The organism is Pyrolobus fumarii 1A (assembly GCF_000223395.1).
GTDB classification, from domain to species: domain Archaea; phylum Thermoproteota; class Thermoprotei_A; order Sulfolobales; family Pyrodictiaceae; genus Pyrolobus; species Pyrolobus fumarii.
In genome coordinates, this window is sequence record NC_015931.1 from 1542478 (window position 1) to 1560467 (window position 17990).

Genomic DNA, 17990 nt, shown 5'->3' on the forward strand with positions numbered 1-17990 from the left:
TTTTTTCACACAACTTGCGTATCCTGTATCTTTGTTTCACCTCTCTCATCTGTGTATCTAAGTCGTGTTGTTTTCTCATTCGCCTTCTGTAATTGTAGGGAGTTTCGAGGGGTGATACCCTCACGCTCTATACTTTTCATTGTTTGTCGATTTTGTACTGAAAAATGTATGTCTTGTTAAATACTTGCAGGGTACTCTCTCCGCGCCTTTTACTTCAACGTTGATAGGATGGGATTGACTGATGCCCGATTTAGTGGTGTTGCTTAACGATATTCTAAGACGTGTTGTGATGCTAGCTTGGGGTGTGTTCCTTCTAACTTGGAGTATAGGGTGGGCGTTGAGAGGTGCACCAATACCCATAATGCGGTTAAAGAGGAGTGGTCAACACATGATAGAGGATGCAGTATGGGCAGCATTCTGGCTCTCTATGGGTTCAACGATATTCTGGATTGTATCTGTAGTGGCAAGTAGTGTGGCTGAGACCATTGGCGGACCTAGAGTAAATATTACAGTATTGCGATAGGCGGGGTGTAATTCTCCATGGAGTTTAGTGTATCGAGTGTATTGTCTCTTGCTTACCTGTTATCTGTCATAAACTATTACGTTGGTCTTGTGTTGTACGCGATGCCTGCTCCGATTGCCGTGAAGAGGTTTGGGCTTAGAATGTCATATCATGGTGCTATTGCGGCTCTCCTAGTAATGTTGTACGGTAGTCTAGTCTATGTCGTAGAGCTGACATTTAAAACACTGGGGTTAAGCTGGGAGTCACTCTCTAGTTTCTATACGAGATCTAGCTTGCTAGCCTCCGGCTTCTACTCGATGGCTGCATTGTTAGCGTCCTTCCGCAGTCATATACTTGGTATAGTTCCCGATGCGATGCGTAACCTAGTGTCTATCATACTAAACACGGCTTATCGGAACTTGATGCGGGCATCAATATTGATAGGTACTAGCGAGGCTATGGTAAAGCTTGTTGCTAGCTTGGCTTATCATTACTGGGATAAGCTCGTGCTATTGGGAGTACTGTTATACTCTCTGCCTGCTGGTGTTGGGCGCAAGGCTGGGGCTAGTCTCATAGCAAGCGGCATAGTATTGTACATTGCAGTTCCGTTGCTCCCGCTTTGGGTCAATATGTGGCTAGATTCAGTTGCGAAGTCCAATCCTATAGCGGCTCTCGTGGGTGGATTGGGTTATGCGAAACCCACGCTCTACATGCTATGGGGTAATGTGGTTGATCATAGTGGTCTAGGGCAGGGGTATACTATTGCCCTGTGGAGGGGTGGCGTACCGCTAGTAGCTAGGAGCGGGTACGCATCATATATTGTTACTTACCCCTTGGAGCCCGGCACGTACCTGCTTCAGGTATATGCGGGTCCAATTGTTGTAAAGAGTAGGGTAGTGTCAATCCCGGATGAGTGTCTGGAAAGTGAGTCGCCGTTTACCGATTTGTTAACTGTTATACAGCTTCTTGTGAATAACTTGTTGTATGGTAGAGTTGTGCAGTGTAAATACGATGTGATGCTCGAGAATGTGTTGATGCTCGGTGAGCACATTCTCGTAGAGTGGCCATCTACAGTACAAGTGTTGAGCTACGACTACAATCAGAGCGACGATGGCGTTTTTGTCAACATTAGTTTCGAGGGTAGTGGTGTTGTAAAAGTATGCGCGTGTTGCGGTTGTAGTGTGGATAGTTTATCAGGTATTATTGTAGAGAAGGAGGAGCAAGAAGACGGTGTTAGCTGCAGCTATTATCGCGTCGAAGACAGTACAGTGATAGCCATAACTGCGAGAGAATGTGGTGCTACTTTCTCCTCTGTGGCGCCACAAGGTGGTATACAGTATCCGCTCTTGGATTTCTTGCTGCACGATATTCCGATGGCAGTTTACATGCTGGCAATGGGTTATGCGGCAGGCGTATGGAGCTATCTGATGCTTCTATCCCTGCTCATATATGGGTTTGGAAGAGTGCTTGGTGAAAGCGGGGTGCTAGTCATACGTATACGATACTAGGGACGAGTATGACGCTAGAAATTAGTGCAAGAGATAAACGCCTTCAAATAGCTTTCTTGCTGATGACGCTACCTCTGGTTATCATGGGGGATACGATCCTACGTTTACTCTCCATTATCGCGCTATCATCGGGTCTAGTAGCATTTGTGCTTGTAGAGAGGGTTGAGGAGAGTTGATCGATCCTGCGCTTGTGTTTCTCCTTGTAGGTGTTGCTTCTGCCGTGGTGCAAGCTGCTCGCAGTGTTTGGGGTGGAAGGAGTACTGCGAAGCTAGCTGCTCTGTCGGGATTGAAGGTAAACCATGAATATATAAAGCTAGGTGATAAGTGCTATACTGTCGTCCTCGTAGAGGACTTGGTGTGTGTCTTTGAAGCTGGTGAGTTATTCGCAAAAAGCTTGGAGTTGATAATTTCATCTCAGGAGGTCGCAGGTGTTATTGTTGCTAAGCATAGTGTTGACAGAAGCTCAGCTCTCGCAAACCTAGAGAATAGTATTATGTCTTTGCGTGTAGTCCTTGAGCGAGAGCCTGGTAACAAGAACGTTGAGAGAAAGCTGCGTATACTCGAGAGGATGTACGAGAGTATAATGACTGGTTATCAGCCGGTTAAAGCCGTGATTGGAATCGTTGTTAGGGGTGAATGTAGAAGAAGTCTATACAGAGAAGCTGAGCGCATAGCCAGGGAGATAACAAAGCTCGGATGCAAAGCTAAGGTTATGACGGGCCAAGAAGCGCTCAAGGCACTCTTGCTGCCATTATCTTATAGCGGCTCTAGAAAAATTACAACAAGCAGGCAAGTTGTTACAAGCTTGTATGGTGCGTTGTCTAACACGCTAAGTAGTACACGTGAAGGCATCTACCTTGGTAGAAGGAATGATGGTGTTGCTTTTCTTCTTCCGCTCTGGTCGTCTAGCGGTAGCTTGCATTATGTGATTGTAGGGCCTACTGGTAGAGGTAAGACAACCTTAGAGGCAATCCTGGCGGTGCGCGCAGACGCAATGGGTATCAACGTGTACAGCGTCGACCCAAAGGGTGACCTTGCAAATTACTTGTCAGGGTTCCTCAGGATCGTGAAACTGACCATACGTGAAGTGTTTGAAAGCATGTTATGGTTGTATCGTGAGGGTGTCATAGACAAGCGTGTGGTTAGCGAGGCGCTTGCAGAGCTAAACTTGGATACCATTATTGACGCTGCTATAACAGCTGCAGAGGAATGTAAACCGCTTTACCGCCTTGTTGATGGCCACTTGTTATCAAGATTAAAGAGGCTAGGTTTGAGCAACGTGACATGCCGAAGGCCATCATGGGTAAGCTCGGGGGTAGTGTATGATGTCAGCGGTCTACCAGAGGCGCTCAAGAGTATCGGCGCTATTGTAGTTTCCCTATCAGCTCTTTCTAGACGAAGTAGAGGGCTACTTCTCATTGACGAGGCGTGGCGTATTGGAAAACTTGCCTCGTTGCACGTTATACGCCTGTACAAAGAGGCGAGGAGCGCTGGACTAAGTATAGTGTCGGCTACACAGGATCCAGACGACCTTCCACAAGAGATATACAACAATTCGTATGGTGTGATACTCTTCGGGTCTAACGACGAGGAGTATATCACCAGGGTTGTTAAGAGATTGGGGCTTAGTAGTGAGGATGGGCGCAAGTTGCGCATGCTAGGTGTTGGCGAGGTTCTCGTGAGGCTTGCTGGATCTAGACCAGAGCTGGTAGAGATTGATGCGAGTGAAATCCTTGGAATGAAGGGGTTAAAGGCTGGCAGTTAGAGGCCGCGGGTTGGGGAACGAGAGTGGGTAAACGAATACTCGTCCAGAGGATGGGTAGAGGCAGTCCAACGTTCCGCAGTAAACCATGGATACACCCAGCGCCAGCCAAGTACCCGCCGCCAGCGCCAGTGACACTACGCGGGCGTGTCGTCGAGCTAGTTCATGATCCGGGTAGGTGGTGCCCGCTAGCAAAGATAGTGCTGGAGAACGGTGTCGAGTTCTACACTGTAGCTGCAGAGGGTATGTACGTCGGTCAAGTGATCAAGATAGGACCAGATGCCGAGCCCGTCAACGGCAACATACTGCCTCTTGGTAAGATCCCAGAGGGTACACAGATATTCAATATCGAGATACGCCCAGGTGACGGTGGTAAGCTAGCGCGTGCACCAGGCTCCTATGCAATCGTAGTGGGTAGGACTGGTAACAAGACAATAGTCCAGCTCCCGAGTGGTAAGGTCAAGGAGCTTCCGAATGATGCTCGCGCTACTATAGGTATACCGGCTGGCGGCGGAAGGCTCGAGAAGCCACTACTCAAGGCTGGGAATGCTTACCACAAGTGGAAGGTCAAGGCCCACAAGTGGCCACGCGTGCGCGGTGTAGCCATGAACGCTGTAAGCCACCCACATGGCGGTGGCAGCCACCAGAGTCCAAGCTTCCCAACGACCGTTGCAAGAGAGGCGCCACCAGGCCAGAAAGTCGGTCACATCGCTGCCAGGCAGACTGGCCGCAAGAAGAGGTAGCGCTAAAACCCCTATACCCTATGCATCTCGTGAGACAAGAGTACGGGTGGTGAGCACATGTCTGCTGAGATAAAGAAGTGGCTTGAGATGTTGCCACCCGAGTGGAGGAAGTTCAGGTACCGCGGCTACACGCTTGAAGAGCTACTCCAGATGAGCATGGATGAGTTCGTGAAACTGCTACCCGCTAGGCAGAGACGTAGCCTACTACGCGGCTTCACAGAAGCTCAGCGTATACTACTAAGGAAGATCAAGAAGGCTAGACAGAAGATGCTGAAGGGCGAGAAGGTAGTGATAAAGACTCACGTACGGGACATGATAATACTGCCGGAGATGGTCGGGTTGACTATAGCCGTCTATAACGGCAAGGAGTTTGTACCAGTTAAGATAACGCCAGAGATGATAGGTCACTATCTAGGAGAGTTCTCGCCAACGTGCAAGATCGTCAAGCACGGCGAGCCAGGCCTCAAAGCCACAAAGAGCACGCTGCACGTCGCACTCAAGTAAAGCTATTCACCTTTTACAACTATCAAGCCGTTTTTGCCTCCACGAGTTTCGCGGGGTCGCTTATTTTGCCCGACCCGCGTATAATCCGTGACAAGTATTGTTCGACTGCAACTGGCTACGACGAGCTATACCGGGAGGAACAGTTTGAGAAATATGAGGTTGTATTCAACGAGCATAGGCCGAAAGGGGTAGTGGCCGACGTAGGCGCAGGCACGTGCCTCCTTGAAGAGTATTTTGTAACTCGTAATATCCTATCAAGTGTTTTGTATATACTTGCGCTAGACTTAACGCCTTGTATGTTAGATTTGTGTAGGGAGAGGTTATCAAAACTAAATGTGATGCATTTAGTGGATATTGTTGAGTGTGATGCTGTTCATCTTCCGCTTCGGGATAACTCTGTTGACGAGAGCTATGCATTCACAGTTTTTGATCTTGTAAGTGATGCGGAGAAAGCCATACGTGAGCAAGTTAGAGTTACACGCAAACGCGCTATCTACACGTTATTGAAACGTGCGGAAGCTCATAGAAGATTTAGCCTATGTCAAAGGTATCATGGTGAGACGAGCAAGGACGTCATCTGCTCACCCAGGGCTTTCAACAGCAACTAGCTTGAGGCACATGTCCTGTCTTAATCTTGTGCTCGGCGGTATGGGCTTACCATCGCATGTGAAAACTGTAGTGAGGACTTCTATCAATCCGAGTCTGTTGATAATTTCTGATATGCTAGTGTCTCTACATACGCGTATCCATGCGTGATGTACAGTCCCGCCGAGTTTCACGATTATGATGTTAACGTCTACAAATCCTCGTGTTGAGCAGCGTTGAGGTGAGCCTACACGTAAAGCATACCATGGATTGTGAAGGTGAACCACAGTATACACACCGTTGAGGTGCACTAGGCTTAACCCGGTAATAGGCTAGTCTCAGTAGATTGCCGATTATGGAGGGATACCTAGATCGGAGGCTACCCGCAGCTGCTTTCATAGCAGATGATAAGCTACGGGTTGGCTTAAAGGGGCACGGCGTCTCGGTGAAAGGCAAGCCCCGCGCAATTACGTAGTTTAGTGTGTCGCGCTCTCCCACCAGTAGCAGTGGACGTAGCCTCATCAGTTGCTCGCCCTTCTCTACAACTGCAAATCCCTCATCCTCTTGTCCCGAAGCCATATTCACTAGAGTGAACGCTGTAAGATCATCAAGCGTGTGGCCAGTTGCTATAGCATCTGCGCCGAGAGCATGTGCAACCTCCTCTAGAATCCTTCTCTTAATGGAGCCGCAAAGTGCACAGGTAGGCCTTCTAACAATATTGTTTATATAAGCTTCACTAGCACAGTTGGTATCCACGCCGAGAACCTCTCTACTATCGACAATCACGTATGGTACGCCAACAGAGTTGTATACGTCTACAACTACACGGAGCGCGTGTCTACTATACTCTGGTATGTGCAGGTCTATCGTGACTCCTACGACATCGAAACCCTCGTGGCGTGACACCCACGCTAGGGCATCAAGAAGAGCGACACTATCCTTTCCTCCAGACACTCCAACTATCACACGACGTGGCTTCAGTTTAGCCTTGCGCAAGGCGTCGCGTACGCGCCGCCTAAAAGCTTCTATGTAATGTCGACGGCATAGTGCTATGTTAGGTGCCCAGGACGGTGTAAACTCGCCAGGGGCGCCGCATCTAGCGCATCTTGGCTTGTAGAGCCTAGGTGGCACTGTAAACCCCTAGATACCTGAGAGACGCGAGAGAAACCTTGGTATATCCTCTGGCCGGGCGACAACCCTGACTGTAGCATACTCGGACACAGCCCTGCGCTCGTTACTACAGTGGCGCGGCGGTAGTATGAAGAGAAGGTGCCACCCCTCTCGAGCTAATCTAGCCGCGGTTTCTGATGGTCTCTCGTCTTCAACTGTCTGGCACAAGTCAGTGACTATAACCATCTTCGAGGGTGTTGTGTAGACTCGTGCTGTTTCGCGGAGGGCTACTGAAATGTTAGTATAGCCTTCGAATGATACGCGGAAGAGTAACTCTATAATCCTGCGGCGCGAAAGCTTCCAGGCATTCTGAACTATTTCTACGTCACTTGAGAAGAGCGTAAGGGTATACACGAGACCCGAGAAACTGGAAGCCGCAAGAAGCGCCCATAGAGTGTACTTGGCCATGCTGCCACTAGTATCGAGAACGAGCGCTATACTAGGCTTCTTTCTACGCTTCCTGGCGACAATAGGATTCTCTCTCAGCGCGACCAGGTTATACACTGTCCGTCTAACATCTACCCGGCCTCTCTGCGAGATTATGGTTTCACTGCTCCTCTTCGCATGTTTAGCTGCACGTGCTTCCATCCTACGCCATACTATCTCGGCAAGCCTCAGGGCGGTGCGCTTAAGATGATCGTCGCCGCTTCTGTAAACCTCCCGGAGATAGAGAAGAGCCTCATCCGGTTGCATGCGCTTTACGATAGAATAAAGACGTATCATCGCATCGCTTACACCCTCAATAACAGAGCGTAGCTGTTCGACACGCTCCCGGTACCTCTCGATGGCCCTGATAGCCCAATCTGGCGCCTCACTATAGTCTATCTGTTTCACTTTCTCTAACTCGTAGAGAGCATAGTCTAGTTGTGCTTCATCCCCCCTGGCTGCAGCTAAGAAGCCCTGCTCGGCACGAGCAAGCATACCTGCAATTGCAACAACAGCCTCTTCCCAGCTTCTAGGCTGCCTTGATATCCTAACTTCGCTCCAAACGCTGAGATCCACCTCGCCTAGGAGCCCCGCTGCAACACCAATACCTCTGCGATCATGCGAGATCTTGCGGAGTATGGAGCGGAGAGCGTTAGCATCAAGCAGGCGAAGAGCCTCGGCCAGCATGTCGCGTGATTCGCGGCTTCTCAGCAACTCTAGGGCCAGACGGGGCTCGCTGCGCAACAGACTAGCCAGACTACGTGGAGTCAGCGCATCGAGATTACGGAGCAATTTGTAAGCGCTCCAAGAGTCTCTTGGGGTCTCGCCCGATTCGAGTCTCTTAGCAACTATACTTGCGAGTTTACGCGCTAGGCCGCGATTACCCTCTTGTAGTGCCTGTAAAGCGGCTAAAGCAATCCTATCTATCTCGATACCATCGAGCTTCTCCTCGTCAACCGGCGCAGCATAGAGTGCAAACCATTCGAGTTTACCTCTAGATATCATGCGAGCCGCACTAGCAGCAAGAGCATCCCATGCCGACCCATACTGACGTAGAAGTGATCGTATTCGTCTAATTGCGGCATCCCGATCAAGTACAACGTCGCCACGCGGTGTACGTACAATGAGGCCAAGCAGGCGTAGACGCGAGTATGCCTCTCTACGCTCCTCGGCGTGAGGGCCATTCAAAAGCTTCTTCTTCGAGTATATCCTCGAGCCCCAGCCTAGACCAAGCCTACGTAGATCGTCCTCCACGGCGGCTATAACGCGAGCTATAGAGTTTTGACTCTGGTTGATCTCCCTCCACACCCGCTCTACAACGGTCTCCTCCCTATCGTTATGCGCGAAAACTGCACGGATAACATCGTGGAGTATCTCCTTGTCAAGCTCCTTGCCCTCGAGAAGCGCGAGGTTCTCGGCTATACGCAGTGCATCTACGATTTCAGATGTTCCGACTTGTAGACCTTCGCGTCTAAGCCTATAGGCAATGCGTATGCATAGACTCACAAGGTCTTCCTTCAAACTCCGAAGACCTCCCTTAGAACCTCGTCCACTACCTCCTCTTCCTCAACCCTCTTGTATAGAGTTACCGTTGCAGCCTCAATAACGTCCCTAACGTCAACTGTATCGCTTCCACGCAGTTCTGCAAGCCTCGCCGCCACTCTAGCCCATGTGACAGTATCGGCAGGACCCGGTTTATACGAGGCTCTCTTTCTCAACTCGTTAACAACGGCTATCATAGAACGAAGCAGCTCGTCGGGAAGTTTAGCCCTTGAATCGAGCCTTATGCGTACGATCTCTGCTTCGCGCTCGGGAGGCGGATAGTCGAAGCGTATCCTTACGACTCTTCTCAGGAAAGCATCGCTAAGTTCGCCCTGCCCGATATCCTCTGGGTTACTAGTGAAGATCACTTGGAATCCTGGGCCTCTGGCTCTAAACACCTTCCTAAGCTCGGGTACTATTATGCGCCTCTTGTCAATTATGTCAAGAAGCATGTTTTGGAATTCCTCGCTACTCCTTCTAATCTCGTCGACAAGGACGCCAGCATCCAGTATTATGGCAGCTAGTAGGGGCCTAGGTATGTAGCTCTCCTCGTTGAAACCATATTTCATGGCCATCAATGGGTGGAAATCACCGATAACTCGGTACTCGTCATAGTTCTCGCTACAGGGTAACACGAAGGCGGTCTTCCCGGCCCAGAGAGTAAGTATAGCCTCACCAATCTCAGTCTTGCCGGTGCCGGGTGGCCCCTCAAATAGCACCGGCCTGCCCGCCATAAACGCCGCTAATACCAGTGACACTAGCCTCTTGTCTACTATTAGACGGTATTCATCCCTGAGTATGCGTACCATTTCGTCTGGATTACGTACCGGTTTTCGTGTCTCAACCACCTGCCCATAGATCTCATACACTTTCCTCACGATGGGGTCATCGGCGTCAACACTCATAGCTACTATTCGACCCCCACCCCGTGAGACATATGCAAGACGCGCCCTATACGGCTAAGCCTGGGGAAAGGAGATGGTCAAGCGTTTCAGAAAGCGTGGTGGAGAGGTGCCACAATCTCCACCACCAAATGTGCTATTCAGTGTCGCTGTGTGGAGAGGAGCAGAGGTAGAACACTACGACGTCTACTTTGAGGATGATGGGATACGCTTCGAATACTTAGGTGGATACTGGGACGGTGTCAAGCCATTTGCGGGCCCAAGTCGCCGCGAAGCTCTGTTGATCTATAGTGTTTTGAAGAAGAGGCGTAGAAGTGTAGGTGAGAGGCGGATAGAGGATTTCAAGATATCCTATGACGATATAGTCCGTGTTGAGATAGAGAAGAGAGAGGAGAATGCAAAGATACGTCTATGGATGCGCGATGGGCGCTGGCTAGAGATGAGAATACCAATCAAGATCTACGACCTCGCCTACAAGTTGCTAAAGAAACGGTTAGAGCGGAGACTACGCGAGAAAGGAGCATGGGTGGTGAGGAGGGCCCGATAATCAGAGGCTAGCATAAGAAAGCCGATGAAGAAGGATCAACCGGCCGAGCCCGCCGGCCTAACACTTATCACAAACTTCTCATCTCCAATCTCCCATTCCATCACTAGGCCTCCGGCTTCTCTAGCTGCGTGCTCGTCGCTAGTTAGCAGCAGCCTAGCTGCTCTCGTCTCACTCTTCACGTACTCCTCGAGCTTCTCTAGAAGCTTGAGAGCGTCGCTCGGGCCAGCAACCACAACCTCCACATACGCGTCGACCGGCAGGTTTAGCATCTTCCTCATGTACTGTATGCGGCGTACAACATCCCTCGCTAGACCCTCAGCAATCTCCTCCTCGGTGAGCCTCGTGTCTACAGCTACACTACCCCAGCTGGTCTCTGCAATGGCAAATCCAACTCTAGGCTTAGCTCTAATGTTGACATCCTCTCTCTCAATAGTTACTTCTACACCGTCTATCACGGTCCTGTGTACACCTTCGCGTATGATATCGCGTGCTACTTTGTCTGCATTAGACTTTAGATACTCTACTATCCTTGATGTGAGCTTGCGATACTTGGGACCCAGCCTAGCATAGACCGGCTCAACATCATAAGTTAGGAGTTCTTCGAGTTCAGCCGCGCTCCTAACACTAACCTTCTTCGCATTAGCCTGCTCCAATACTATCCTTGATAGCCTCTCAACAGCTTCGGATACTCTCTCGTCACTAGTAAACACAATTATCTCGCGTACCGGCTGCCTAAGCTTAAGCCCAGCCTTCATACGCGCAGATGCAGCCGCCTCAACAACCTCGCGCACAATTGCCATGTCCTTCTCTAGCTGCTCGTCAATTAGTCTCTTGTCTATCTGCGGCCATTCTAGCATTGCTACGCTTGGCGGCGCGTCTGGCTCAGCGGGCTTAACAAAAGTCTGGTAGAGGTACTCGGTGATGAACGGTGTTATGGTCGAGGCCATAGCGAGCCACGAGCGGAGCACGTGATAGAGTGTAGCGTATGCGGTGATCTTTGATATGTTCTCCTCTTCTAGCCATACGCGTCTCCTTATAAGGCGAATGTACCATCTGCTGACGTCCTCTAGTATGAACTCGCGGATTGCTCTTGCAGCTTCATGTATCCTATATTCTTCGAAAGCCCTGGTTACCCTCCCTATCAGCCTCTGTAGCCTCGAAAGTAGCCATCTATCTTCAGCTTCCAGCTTATCGAGAAGCTCATCGAGTTTGTGTCTAGTCGGGTCGAACTTATCTAGGCTCATGTAGGTCGATGCGAAGACGAACACATTCCACACGATGCTCAAGTCTTTCCTAGCCTGCTCGAGAGCCTTCCACGAGAACCTTGCATCCTCCCAAGTAGTGTTCTGGAGTACCCATAGGCGGAATGGGTCGCGGCCGGCCTTCTTTATGATCTCGGCGGTGTCAACATAGTTGCCAAGGCTCTTGTGCATCTCGCGACCTTTCTCGTCAAGCATGAATCCGTGGACGAGTACGTTGCGGTAAGGTACGCTACCGAAGCCAATAACGCCAGCACGTAGCAAGCTGAAGAACCAGCCACGCGTCTGGTCGTGACCCTCTGTTATGAAGTCGACTGGGCTGAATTCTATCCTCTCCGGGTGGCCGAGTGACGCGTAGAAAGCGACACCGCTGTCAAGCCAGACGTCCATCACGTCTGGTACTCTGCGAGCGTTACCGCCACACTTCGGGCAGCGTAGCGTAACACGGTCTACCCAAGGACGGTGAAGTTCGCGAGGCTTTTCCCCGCCAAGCTCTACAAGCTCCTTAAGACTGCCAACCACTATGGTGTTGCCACACTTCTCGCATATCCAGACCGGTAGCGGCGCACCCCAATACCTCTGTCTGCTGAGAACCCAATCCTGTAGATTCTCTAGCATAGACATTATACGGTCTAGAGCCCAGGATGGTATCCAGTTAGCCTTCTTCACCTCCTTGACCAGCTTCTCTTTCAGTTTTGTCACCTTGATTATCCATTGGGGCGTGGCGCGAAGGAGAACGGGTGACTTGCATCTCCAGCAGACCGGATACCTGTGACTAATCTCGCCAGCGTGGAGTAGGGCTCCCCGCTCGCGAAGCATGTCAATTATAGTTGGGTTTGCCTCGCGAGCCCGGAGCCCCTTAAGGGGACCTGCATCCTCGGTGAATCTCCCCTCATCGTCTATTGGTGCCACGATGGCATCACTCCATCCGCGCTTCACGGCTACCTGGAAGTCTTCGAAACCGTGGCCTGGAGCGGCGTGGACGAGACCCGTACCCTCATAGAGTGTCACAAACTCGGGAGCGGCGACGATCTCGTGGAACTTTTTGAGCTTGGACTGAAGCGGGATAACATCTTCGAGCGGGTGGATATACCTTAGGCCTACAAGCTCAGAACCCTTTACTACATCGACTATCTCATAGTTTGAGATCCCGGCTTCCTCCATAACTTTCTCTACGCGAGTGCGCGCCATGATGAGTATCTCGTTGCCTACCCTTACCCTGGCGTACTCGGCATCCGGGTGTATCATTACAAAAGCGTTAGCAGGCAGAGTCCATGGGGTTGTCGTCCAGATGACTATGTATTCGTTTTCTCTACCTTCGAGCTTGAACTTGACATAGATGGATGGGTCTGTAAGCTCGCGGTACTCTATTTCATACTCGGCTAGTGTCGTGCCGCAGCGCGGGCACCAATAGACAACGCGCAGCTCGCGCTCCAGGAGGCCCTCTTCCCATGCTCTCTTAATTAGCCACCACTCGGCCTCAATGTAATCGTCCCGGAGGGTGAGGTAGGGGTTATCCCAGTCCATGAAGACGCCGAGTTCCTTAAACCACCTTGTGAGGCCCTGCACGTTTGTAAGAGCGAACTCCTTACACAGTTCCACGAACCTCTCGATCCCTATCTTCTCCTCGATCTCCCTCTTTACCTTTATACCAAGCCTCTTCTCTACCTGCACCTCTATCGGTAGACCGTGGCAGTCGTAACCAGGCTTATCCCAGGTGTCGAACCCCGCCATCCTCCTATATCGTAGCACAGCATCCTTCAATACCTTGTTCCACGCTGTACCGGCATGCGGTATGTCGCTGCTAGGATAGGGAGGCCCGTCAAGGAAGAAGAAACGGCGCCTACCTCTGCGCCACTCGCGCAGCTTCGAGTATATCCTCTCCTTCTCCCAGAAGCTCTTAACCCAATCCTCGACACGCCATGGATCGTAGCTGCCCTCAACCTTACCAACAACGGGCATACTAGTGTGCCCTTGAGGCTCCCGCTGACAGCCACGGTTTAAGGGCTAGCCTCTGCTCACGTCTCGACAGTATACGCCTTCACGCCGAATACAAGGTCGCCACCAAGCTTCTTGACAAGCTCCTCTACCTCTACGCGGATACGCTCCAGGTCCGAGCTGTTGCTGACAGAGATCTCTACATAGTAAAACTCTGGGAGTACCCTTGAACGTGTAAACTTGACCCCCTCGTAACGCCTTGATAACTCCTCCTCTATGCGCCTAGCGAGATCCTCGTAGAACGTGTTGAAGAAGAGTCTAACCACCCTCTTTCTCTTCGCCACGGCTATCCCCAGCCGACGCTACAAACTCCTCAAAATCAAGTATCTCCCTACAACCCTCAATCCCATTAACTTTCCTGAACCCCTCCTCACGCAGCAGTTGGACTGCAGCAACATAATCCGCGAATACTTTCTTCGCTATCTCGATCTCGCTGGGAAATATCTTCCCGAGCAGGTCGCCCCTCTTAGTCACCCACATATTTTCCTCGATCCACTTACACGCGCCGCTCACGCTCAGACGGCCGGACGGCACCTCGAGAAGCAACGGGTACATCCTACAAGCGCTGGGCTTCTCTGGATGTATCCGGCAACCGCGAGATGCAACATCGTAGAACGGGCAGAACCCTCTAATAACCCAGCGGTACAGGAGCACAACACATCTATCCTTGTCATCGCGATACACCTCGAGGGGCTTCAACTCGACGTTTTCAATGGGTACGCCATGCTCCTCTAGAAGCTCCTCTAGCCTCCTAGCCTCCCAGGAGAAGACTACAGGAGCCTCTTCCTCACGCGAAAAGAAACAGCAGTACATACACCGTAGGCAGGTAAAGCGCGCGGCGCTATGCAAAAAGCGCACCCCAGGCGCCACGCACGCGGAAAACCTCTACTTCTTCTTTTTACCGCCCTTCTCTTTGCCACTCTCCTCCTTTATCATGAAGAGTGTTGTGCGTTGCCTGCCACCCACTTCTCCCGCACCCACATGAAGAGCCGGGACCCCTAGCTTATAGGGGTGTGGCAACTTGGACAACAAATGGCCGATGACGTGTTTGCCGAGTGCCGACCCTAGGCGGCCAGGCCCCGCCGCCTAGGGGTTGGAGACAAACCCCTTCTACCGAGGCCACGTTGACATTTGGAGCCCCTCTGGACGGGTCTAGGTCAGCACCGTCATTAGATGCTCAGCGTTTGCACCCCTCTTCATCGGGGCCCCGCGGCCCCACAGTACTCGAGACGCACCCTCGCTTATAACACAGCGGGTTACCAGCAGAGCAGCTCATGGGTGGGGCTGTATGGCTGGTGACTGGCCGCCTCCGCCTAGGGAGAAGGAGCTCGAGATAGTAGTGCCAGCGAGCGTTCTTAGCGTCGAGCCATCACTACAGTTGAAGACAGTTAAGGCAGGAGTTATTGGACGTGCAGCTGCTGTGTTCAGAGCGAGCCGTATAGTATTGTATGTGGACCGTGCTGAGGCCTGGAGGGACCTAGAGACATTCCGAAAGCTACTGGAGTATCTAGCGACGCCGCCCTACCTCCGCAAGCGCGTCTACCCGCCAGGGGTCCCAGAGTTGAGATACGCTGGTCTCCTGCCGCCACTCCAGATACCAACCCATGGTGTGGGAGGACCGAAGGAAGGCGAGATTCGAGAAGCTTATGTGTTGCGCAAGAGAGGGCGTAGTGTAGTTGTTGATGCGGGTTTGGAGGAGGAGGTCGAAGTCGACTTACCAAGAGGTGTGCAAGTGAATAGAGGTGAGCGCATACTGGTCAAGATAGTGTCGTTGACGCCGCCTATCCTAGAGTATGTGGAGAACCCGCCAGTCTATACCGGCTACCGTGTTGCCACCTTTGACTCGCTCGGCGACTACCTGCGCAGTGCGAGGAAGGACACTCTCCTGATAGCAACGTCTAGGCGTGGACGGCGGATAGACGAGGTTGTAGACGAGCTCCGGAAGAAGCTTGGCGAGAAGAAGAGGGTGGCGCTCCTCTTCGGCTCGCCGCGTGAAGGACTCTATGAGATCGCTGAAAGGGAGGGCATAAAGCTAGACGAGAGCGTAGACGCTGTGGTTAACGTAGTGCCGAATCAGGGTACGCTTACTGTCAGAACAGAGGAGGCGGTATGGGCTGCCCTATCGCTCCTCAACATACTCCTAGGTTAGTAACCTGGTAGACACGCTATATTAGGGTCCTTGAGGGGCGGGGTGCTGGGAGTCTCAAGAGACGGTGGTGAACCGTGGGCGCACGAAAGAAACACGCGCCACGACGAGGTAGTCTTGGTTTAAGGCCCAGGAAGAGAGCGTCGAGGTTAATACCTAAGATTAGAAGCTGGCCAGAGGTGAAGTCGGAGAAGCCTCTGCCACTAGCCTTCCTAGCCTACAAGGCTGGAATGACGCACGTCTTTATGATCGACGATAGACCCGGGAGCACGACCGAGGGCAAGGAGATATTCGTGCCGGTGACGATCCTAGAGGCTCCCCCGATGGTAGTCCTTGCCGTCCGAGTATATGGATACGACCCGAACATAGGCTTGTATACATTGACGGAGGCGTGGGCACGCCCAGAGGACCTAGTCCAGCAGTACAACCTTGACATCTACCGTGTATTGCCTAAGACGTTCCGTGTGCCCGATCCCGAGCAGCAGCTAAAGAAGATCGAGGAACTTCTCCCGAAGGTGTATGATGTCAGGATAATTGCGGCTACTCAACCCAGGCTTGTCGGCGGTCTTAGCAAGAAGAAGCCGGACCTAATCGAGATTAAGATTGGTGGTGGATCGGGTATCGAAGAGAGGTTCCAGTATGCGGCTTCCATCCTAGGTAAGACGTTCACAGTGCGTGACGTCTTCCAGGAGGGTCAGCTAGTGGATGTAATTGCGGTCACGAAGGGCAAGGGCTTCCAGGGTGTCATCAAGAGGTTCGGTGTTAAGGAGCTGCCAAAGTGGCACAAGCACCGCAAGGGTAGCAGGAGGATTGGTGCCAGAAGCCCTGGCATCGGCGCTATAAGCCCGGTGCCTCAGCCCGGTCAGATGGGCTTCCACAGGCGCACCGAGTATAACAAGAGGATATTGAAGATAGGCGATAATGGCTGGGAGGTCACGCCGGCCGGCGGCTTCCTACACTATGGTATCGTCCGGAGCACCTACGTGATGCTTGCGGGTAGCGTCCCCGGCCCGGCAAAGAGGCCGATAGTGCTGAGACATCCCGTGAGACCGACATGGACCCCACCAGGGCCGCCGCGCATTACATACATCAGCCTGGCTAGCAAGCAGGGCAACTGAGGTGAGCGCGGGATGCTAGGTACGACCATGTTCCTCCTCATGAAGGAGCCGCCAACAGTGCCAATCTACGACGTCAACGGAGAGAAGGTAGACGAGGTTAAACTACCAAAGGTGTTCGGGCTGCCAATCCGCAAGGACCTGATACGCCGTGCGTTCCACTCTGAATTCACAGCAAGGCTTCAGCCCAAAGGCCGTGACCCAATGGCTGGCAAGAGGACGAGCGCTAGGAGCTTTGGTGTGGGTCTAGGTATCGCGAGGGTGCCGAGGATACCCGGCACCGGCAGAGCAGCGTTCATACCCTCGGCTGTTGGTGGCCGTCTAGCCTTCCCACCCACGCCGCTCAAGAAGCTACACGAGGAGATCAACAAGAAGGAGAAGAAGCTCGCCACGGCCTCGGCGCTAGCCGCTACAGCCGTAATCGAGATGGTAAGGCAGAGAGGCCACGTGTTCAGCGCGCCAGCAGTGCCGGTGGTAGTAGTAGATGAGGTCGAGGAGAAGATACGCAGCACGCGCGAGGCGAGAGCATTGCTAGAGAAGCTAGGGCTCTGGCCGGACATAGTGCGTGCCCAGGAGAAGACCAGGCAGAGAGCTGGCAAGGGTAAGATGAGAGGGCGTCGCTACGTCACACCAAAGAGCGTACTGTTCGTGTTGAGTAGTCACACCTCGCCATTTGCAAAGGCAGTTGCCAACCTGCCGGGCGTCGACGTCGCTACACCGAGCTACGTGAACGTGCTATTGCTAGCGCCGGGAGGCCACCCAGGAAGGCTAATGCTTGTAACCAGGTCAGCTCTAGAGGCTCTTGGGAAGAGGTTCGAGGCTGACCTGCCATGAGGGACCCGCGCGAGATAATCATAAGGCCTCTTCAGACTGAGAAAGCGCTAAGACTCATCGAGCAGCAGAACACGCTAACATTCATAGTGAGGCGTGACGCGACAAAACCAGAGATAAAGAGAGCAGTAGAGGAGCTATTCGGCGTCAAAGTAGTCAAGGTGAACACGCTGATAACGCCAAGGGGCGAGAAGAAGGCATACGTAAAACTGGCTCCCGAGTACAAGGCCACCGAGATAGCCGCCAGGCTAGGCATACTCTAACTGCTTTTATCTCCAAAAGCATCCGCATCTGTAACGTACCTTCTATGCTCTCATGCTCTTGTATTCCATATTATCTAGTCAGCCGGAACATTGTGACTGGTTGTTATCCTCCTGTGGATGAGCTTCAAGTAGAGAGTTTGGGGTCACCACTGCCACCATCTTCCTCATCGTTCGGTGCAGGTCAGCC

The 17990-nt window shown here is 52.1% G+C and carries 19 protein-coding genes; 12 read left to right on the forward strand and 7 right to left on the reverse strand.

Features of this window, described 5'->3' with window-relative positions:
- Positions 1–241 precede the first annotated feature (241 nt).
- The 7 genes from cedA1 (at position 242) to PYRFU_RS08115 (ending at position 5627) form a co-directional block, all read left to right on the forward strand.
- The gene (gene cedA1, locus PYRFU_RS08090) at positions 242–523 is read left to right on the forward strand and encodes a DNA import protein CedA1 (RefSeq protein ID WP_014027177.1); all 282 of its coding nucleotides are present in this window, start codon (positions 242–244) and stop codon (positions 521–523) included.
- 17 nt (positions 524–540) lie between these two features.
- Positions 541–2010 carry a hypothetical protein gene (locus PYRFU_RS08095; RefSeq protein ID WP_014027178.1) on the forward strand — a complete coding sequence of 490 codons (1470 nt, stop codon included), beginning with the start codon at positions 541–543 and terminating at the stop codon, positions 2008–2010.
- An 8-nt stretch (positions 2011–2018) separates the two neighbouring features.
- Positions 2019–2186 (forward strand): hypothetical protein, encoded by a 168-nt coding sequence (locus tag PYRFU_RS10570; protein ID WP_014027179.1) that lies wholly within the window; start codon positions 2019–2021, stop codon positions 2184–2186.
- Positions 2183–3775: a hypothetical protein gene (locus PYRFU_RS08100; protein WP_014027180.1), complete on the forward strand. Its 1593-nt coding sequence runs from the start codon at positions 2183–2185 to the stop codon at positions 3773–3775. The genes PYRFU_RS10570 and PYRFU_RS08100 overlap by 4 nt, the downstream gene beginning before the upstream one ends.
- A 23-nt stretch (positions 3776–3798) precedes the next feature.
- Positions 3799–4515 carry a 50S ribosomal protein L2 gene (locus PYRFU_RS08105; RefSeq protein ID WP_014027181.1) on the forward strand — a complete coding sequence of 239 codons (717 nt, stop codon included), beginning with the start codon at positions 3799–3801 and terminating at the stop codon, positions 4513–4515.
- A gap of 57 nt (positions 4516–4572) precedes the next feature.
- Positions 4573–5019: a 30S ribosomal protein S19 gene (locus PYRFU_RS08110; RefSeq protein ID WP_014027182.1), complete on the forward strand. Its 447-nt coding sequence runs from the start codon at positions 4573–4575 to the stop codon at positions 5017–5019.
- Positions 5020–5084: 65 nt separating this feature from the next.
- The gene (locus tag PYRFU_RS08115; RefSeq protein WP_014027183.1) at positions 5085–5627 is read left to right on the forward strand and encodes a class I SAM-dependent methyltransferase; all 543 of its coding nucleotides are present in this window, start codon (positions 5085–5087) and stop codon (positions 5625–5627) included.
- Positions 5628–5808: 181 nt separating this feature from the next.
- Here the strand turns inward: PYRFU_RS08115 and PYRFU_RS08120 are convergent, their stop codons facing one another.
- From PYRFU_RS08120 to PYRFU_RS08130, 3 genes are read right to left on the reverse strand one after another with little or no spacing between them, the layout of a single operon-like run.
- A complete protein-coding gene (locus PYRFU_RS08120) occupies positions 5809–6735 on the reverse strand; it encodes a tRNA lysidine(34) synthetase (RefSeq protein ID WP_014027184.1) in 927 nt (308 codons plus the stop codon).
- A 9-nt stretch (positions 6736–6744) separates the two neighbouring features.
- Entirely contained in the window at positions 6745–8721 is a 1977-nt protein-coding gene (locus tag PYRFU_RS08125) for a VWA domain-containing protein (protein ID WP_014027185.1), read from the reverse strand.
- Positions 8718–9647, reverse strand: coding sequence for an AAA family ATPase (locus PYRFU_RS08130; protein ID WP_014027186.1), 930 nt, complete (start codon positions 9645–9647; stop codon positions 8718–8720). Before PYRFU_RS08130 ends, PYRFU_RS08125 begins: the two co-directional genes overlap by 4 nt.
- A 73-nt stretch (positions 9648–9720) precedes the next feature.
- Here PYRFU_RS08130 and PYRFU_RS08135 point away from each other — a divergent pair, with 73 nt between their 5' ends.
- Positions 9721–10191 carry a hypothetical protein gene (locus PYRFU_RS08135; RefSeq protein WP_014027187.1) on the forward strand — a complete coding sequence of 157 codons (471 nt, stop codon included), beginning with the start codon at positions 9721–9723 and terminating at the stop codon, positions 10189–10191.
- Between the two features lie 35 nt (positions 10192–10226).
- Here the strand turns inward: PYRFU_RS08135 and ileS are convergent, their stop codons facing one another.
- From ileS to PYRFU_RS10695, 4 genes are all read right to left on the reverse strand, one after another.
- Complete coding sequence (gene ileS / locus PYRFU_RS08140; protein ID WP_014027188.1) at positions 10227–13412, reverse strand: isoleucine--tRNA ligase; 3186 nt, start codon at positions 13410–13412, stop codon at positions 10227–10229.
- Between the two features lie 56 nt (positions 13413–13468).
- Positions 13469–13732 (reverse strand): hypothetical protein, encoded by a 264-nt coding sequence (locus tag PYRFU_RS08145; protein ID WP_014027189.1) that lies wholly within the window; start codon positions 13730–13732, stop codon positions 13469–13471.
- Positions 13707–14261, reverse strand: coding sequence for a YkgJ family cysteine cluster protein (locus tag PYRFU_RS10065; RefSeq protein ID WP_052296971.1), 555 nt, complete (start codon positions 14259–14261; stop codon positions 13707–13709). Before PYRFU_RS10065 ends, PYRFU_RS08145 begins: the two co-directional genes overlap by 26 nt.
- A 72-nt stretch (positions 14262–14333) precedes the next feature.
- Entirely contained in the window at positions 14334–14468 is a 135-nt protein-coding gene (locus PYRFU_RS10695; RefSeq protein ID WP_280097276.1) for a hypothetical protein, read from the reverse strand.
- Between the two features lie 268 nt (positions 14469–14736).
- Between PYRFU_RS10695 and PYRFU_RS08155 the strand changes: the two genes are divergently transcribed.
- From PYRFU_RS08155 to PYRFU_RS08170, 4 genes are all read left to right on the forward strand, one after another.
- On the forward strand, positions 14737–15597 hold the full coding sequence (locus tag PYRFU_RS08155; RefSeq protein WP_014027192.1) for a putative RNA uridine N3 methyltransferase: 861 nt from the start codon (positions 14737–14739) through the stop codon (positions 15595–15597).
- A gap of 74 nt (positions 15598–15671) precedes the next feature.
- Positions 15672–16712 (forward strand): 50S ribosomal protein L3, encoded by a 1041-nt coding sequence (locus PYRFU_RS08160; RefSeq protein WP_014027193.1) that lies wholly within the window; start codon positions 15672–15674, stop codon positions 16710–16712.
- Positions 16713–16724: 12 nt separating this feature from the next.
- On the forward strand, positions 16725–17543 hold the full coding sequence (gene rpl4p / locus PYRFU_RS08165) for a 50S ribosomal protein L4 (protein ID WP_014027194.1): 819 nt from the start codon (positions 16725–16727) through the stop codon (positions 17541–17543).
- Positions 17540–17803: a 50S ribosomal protein L23 gene (locus PYRFU_RS08170; protein ID WP_014027195.1), complete on the forward strand. Its 264-nt coding sequence runs from the start codon at positions 17540–17542 to the stop codon at positions 17801–17803. Before rpl4p ends, PYRFU_RS08170 begins: the two co-directional genes overlap by 4 nt.
- Positions 17804–17990: the final 187 nt, after the last annotated feature.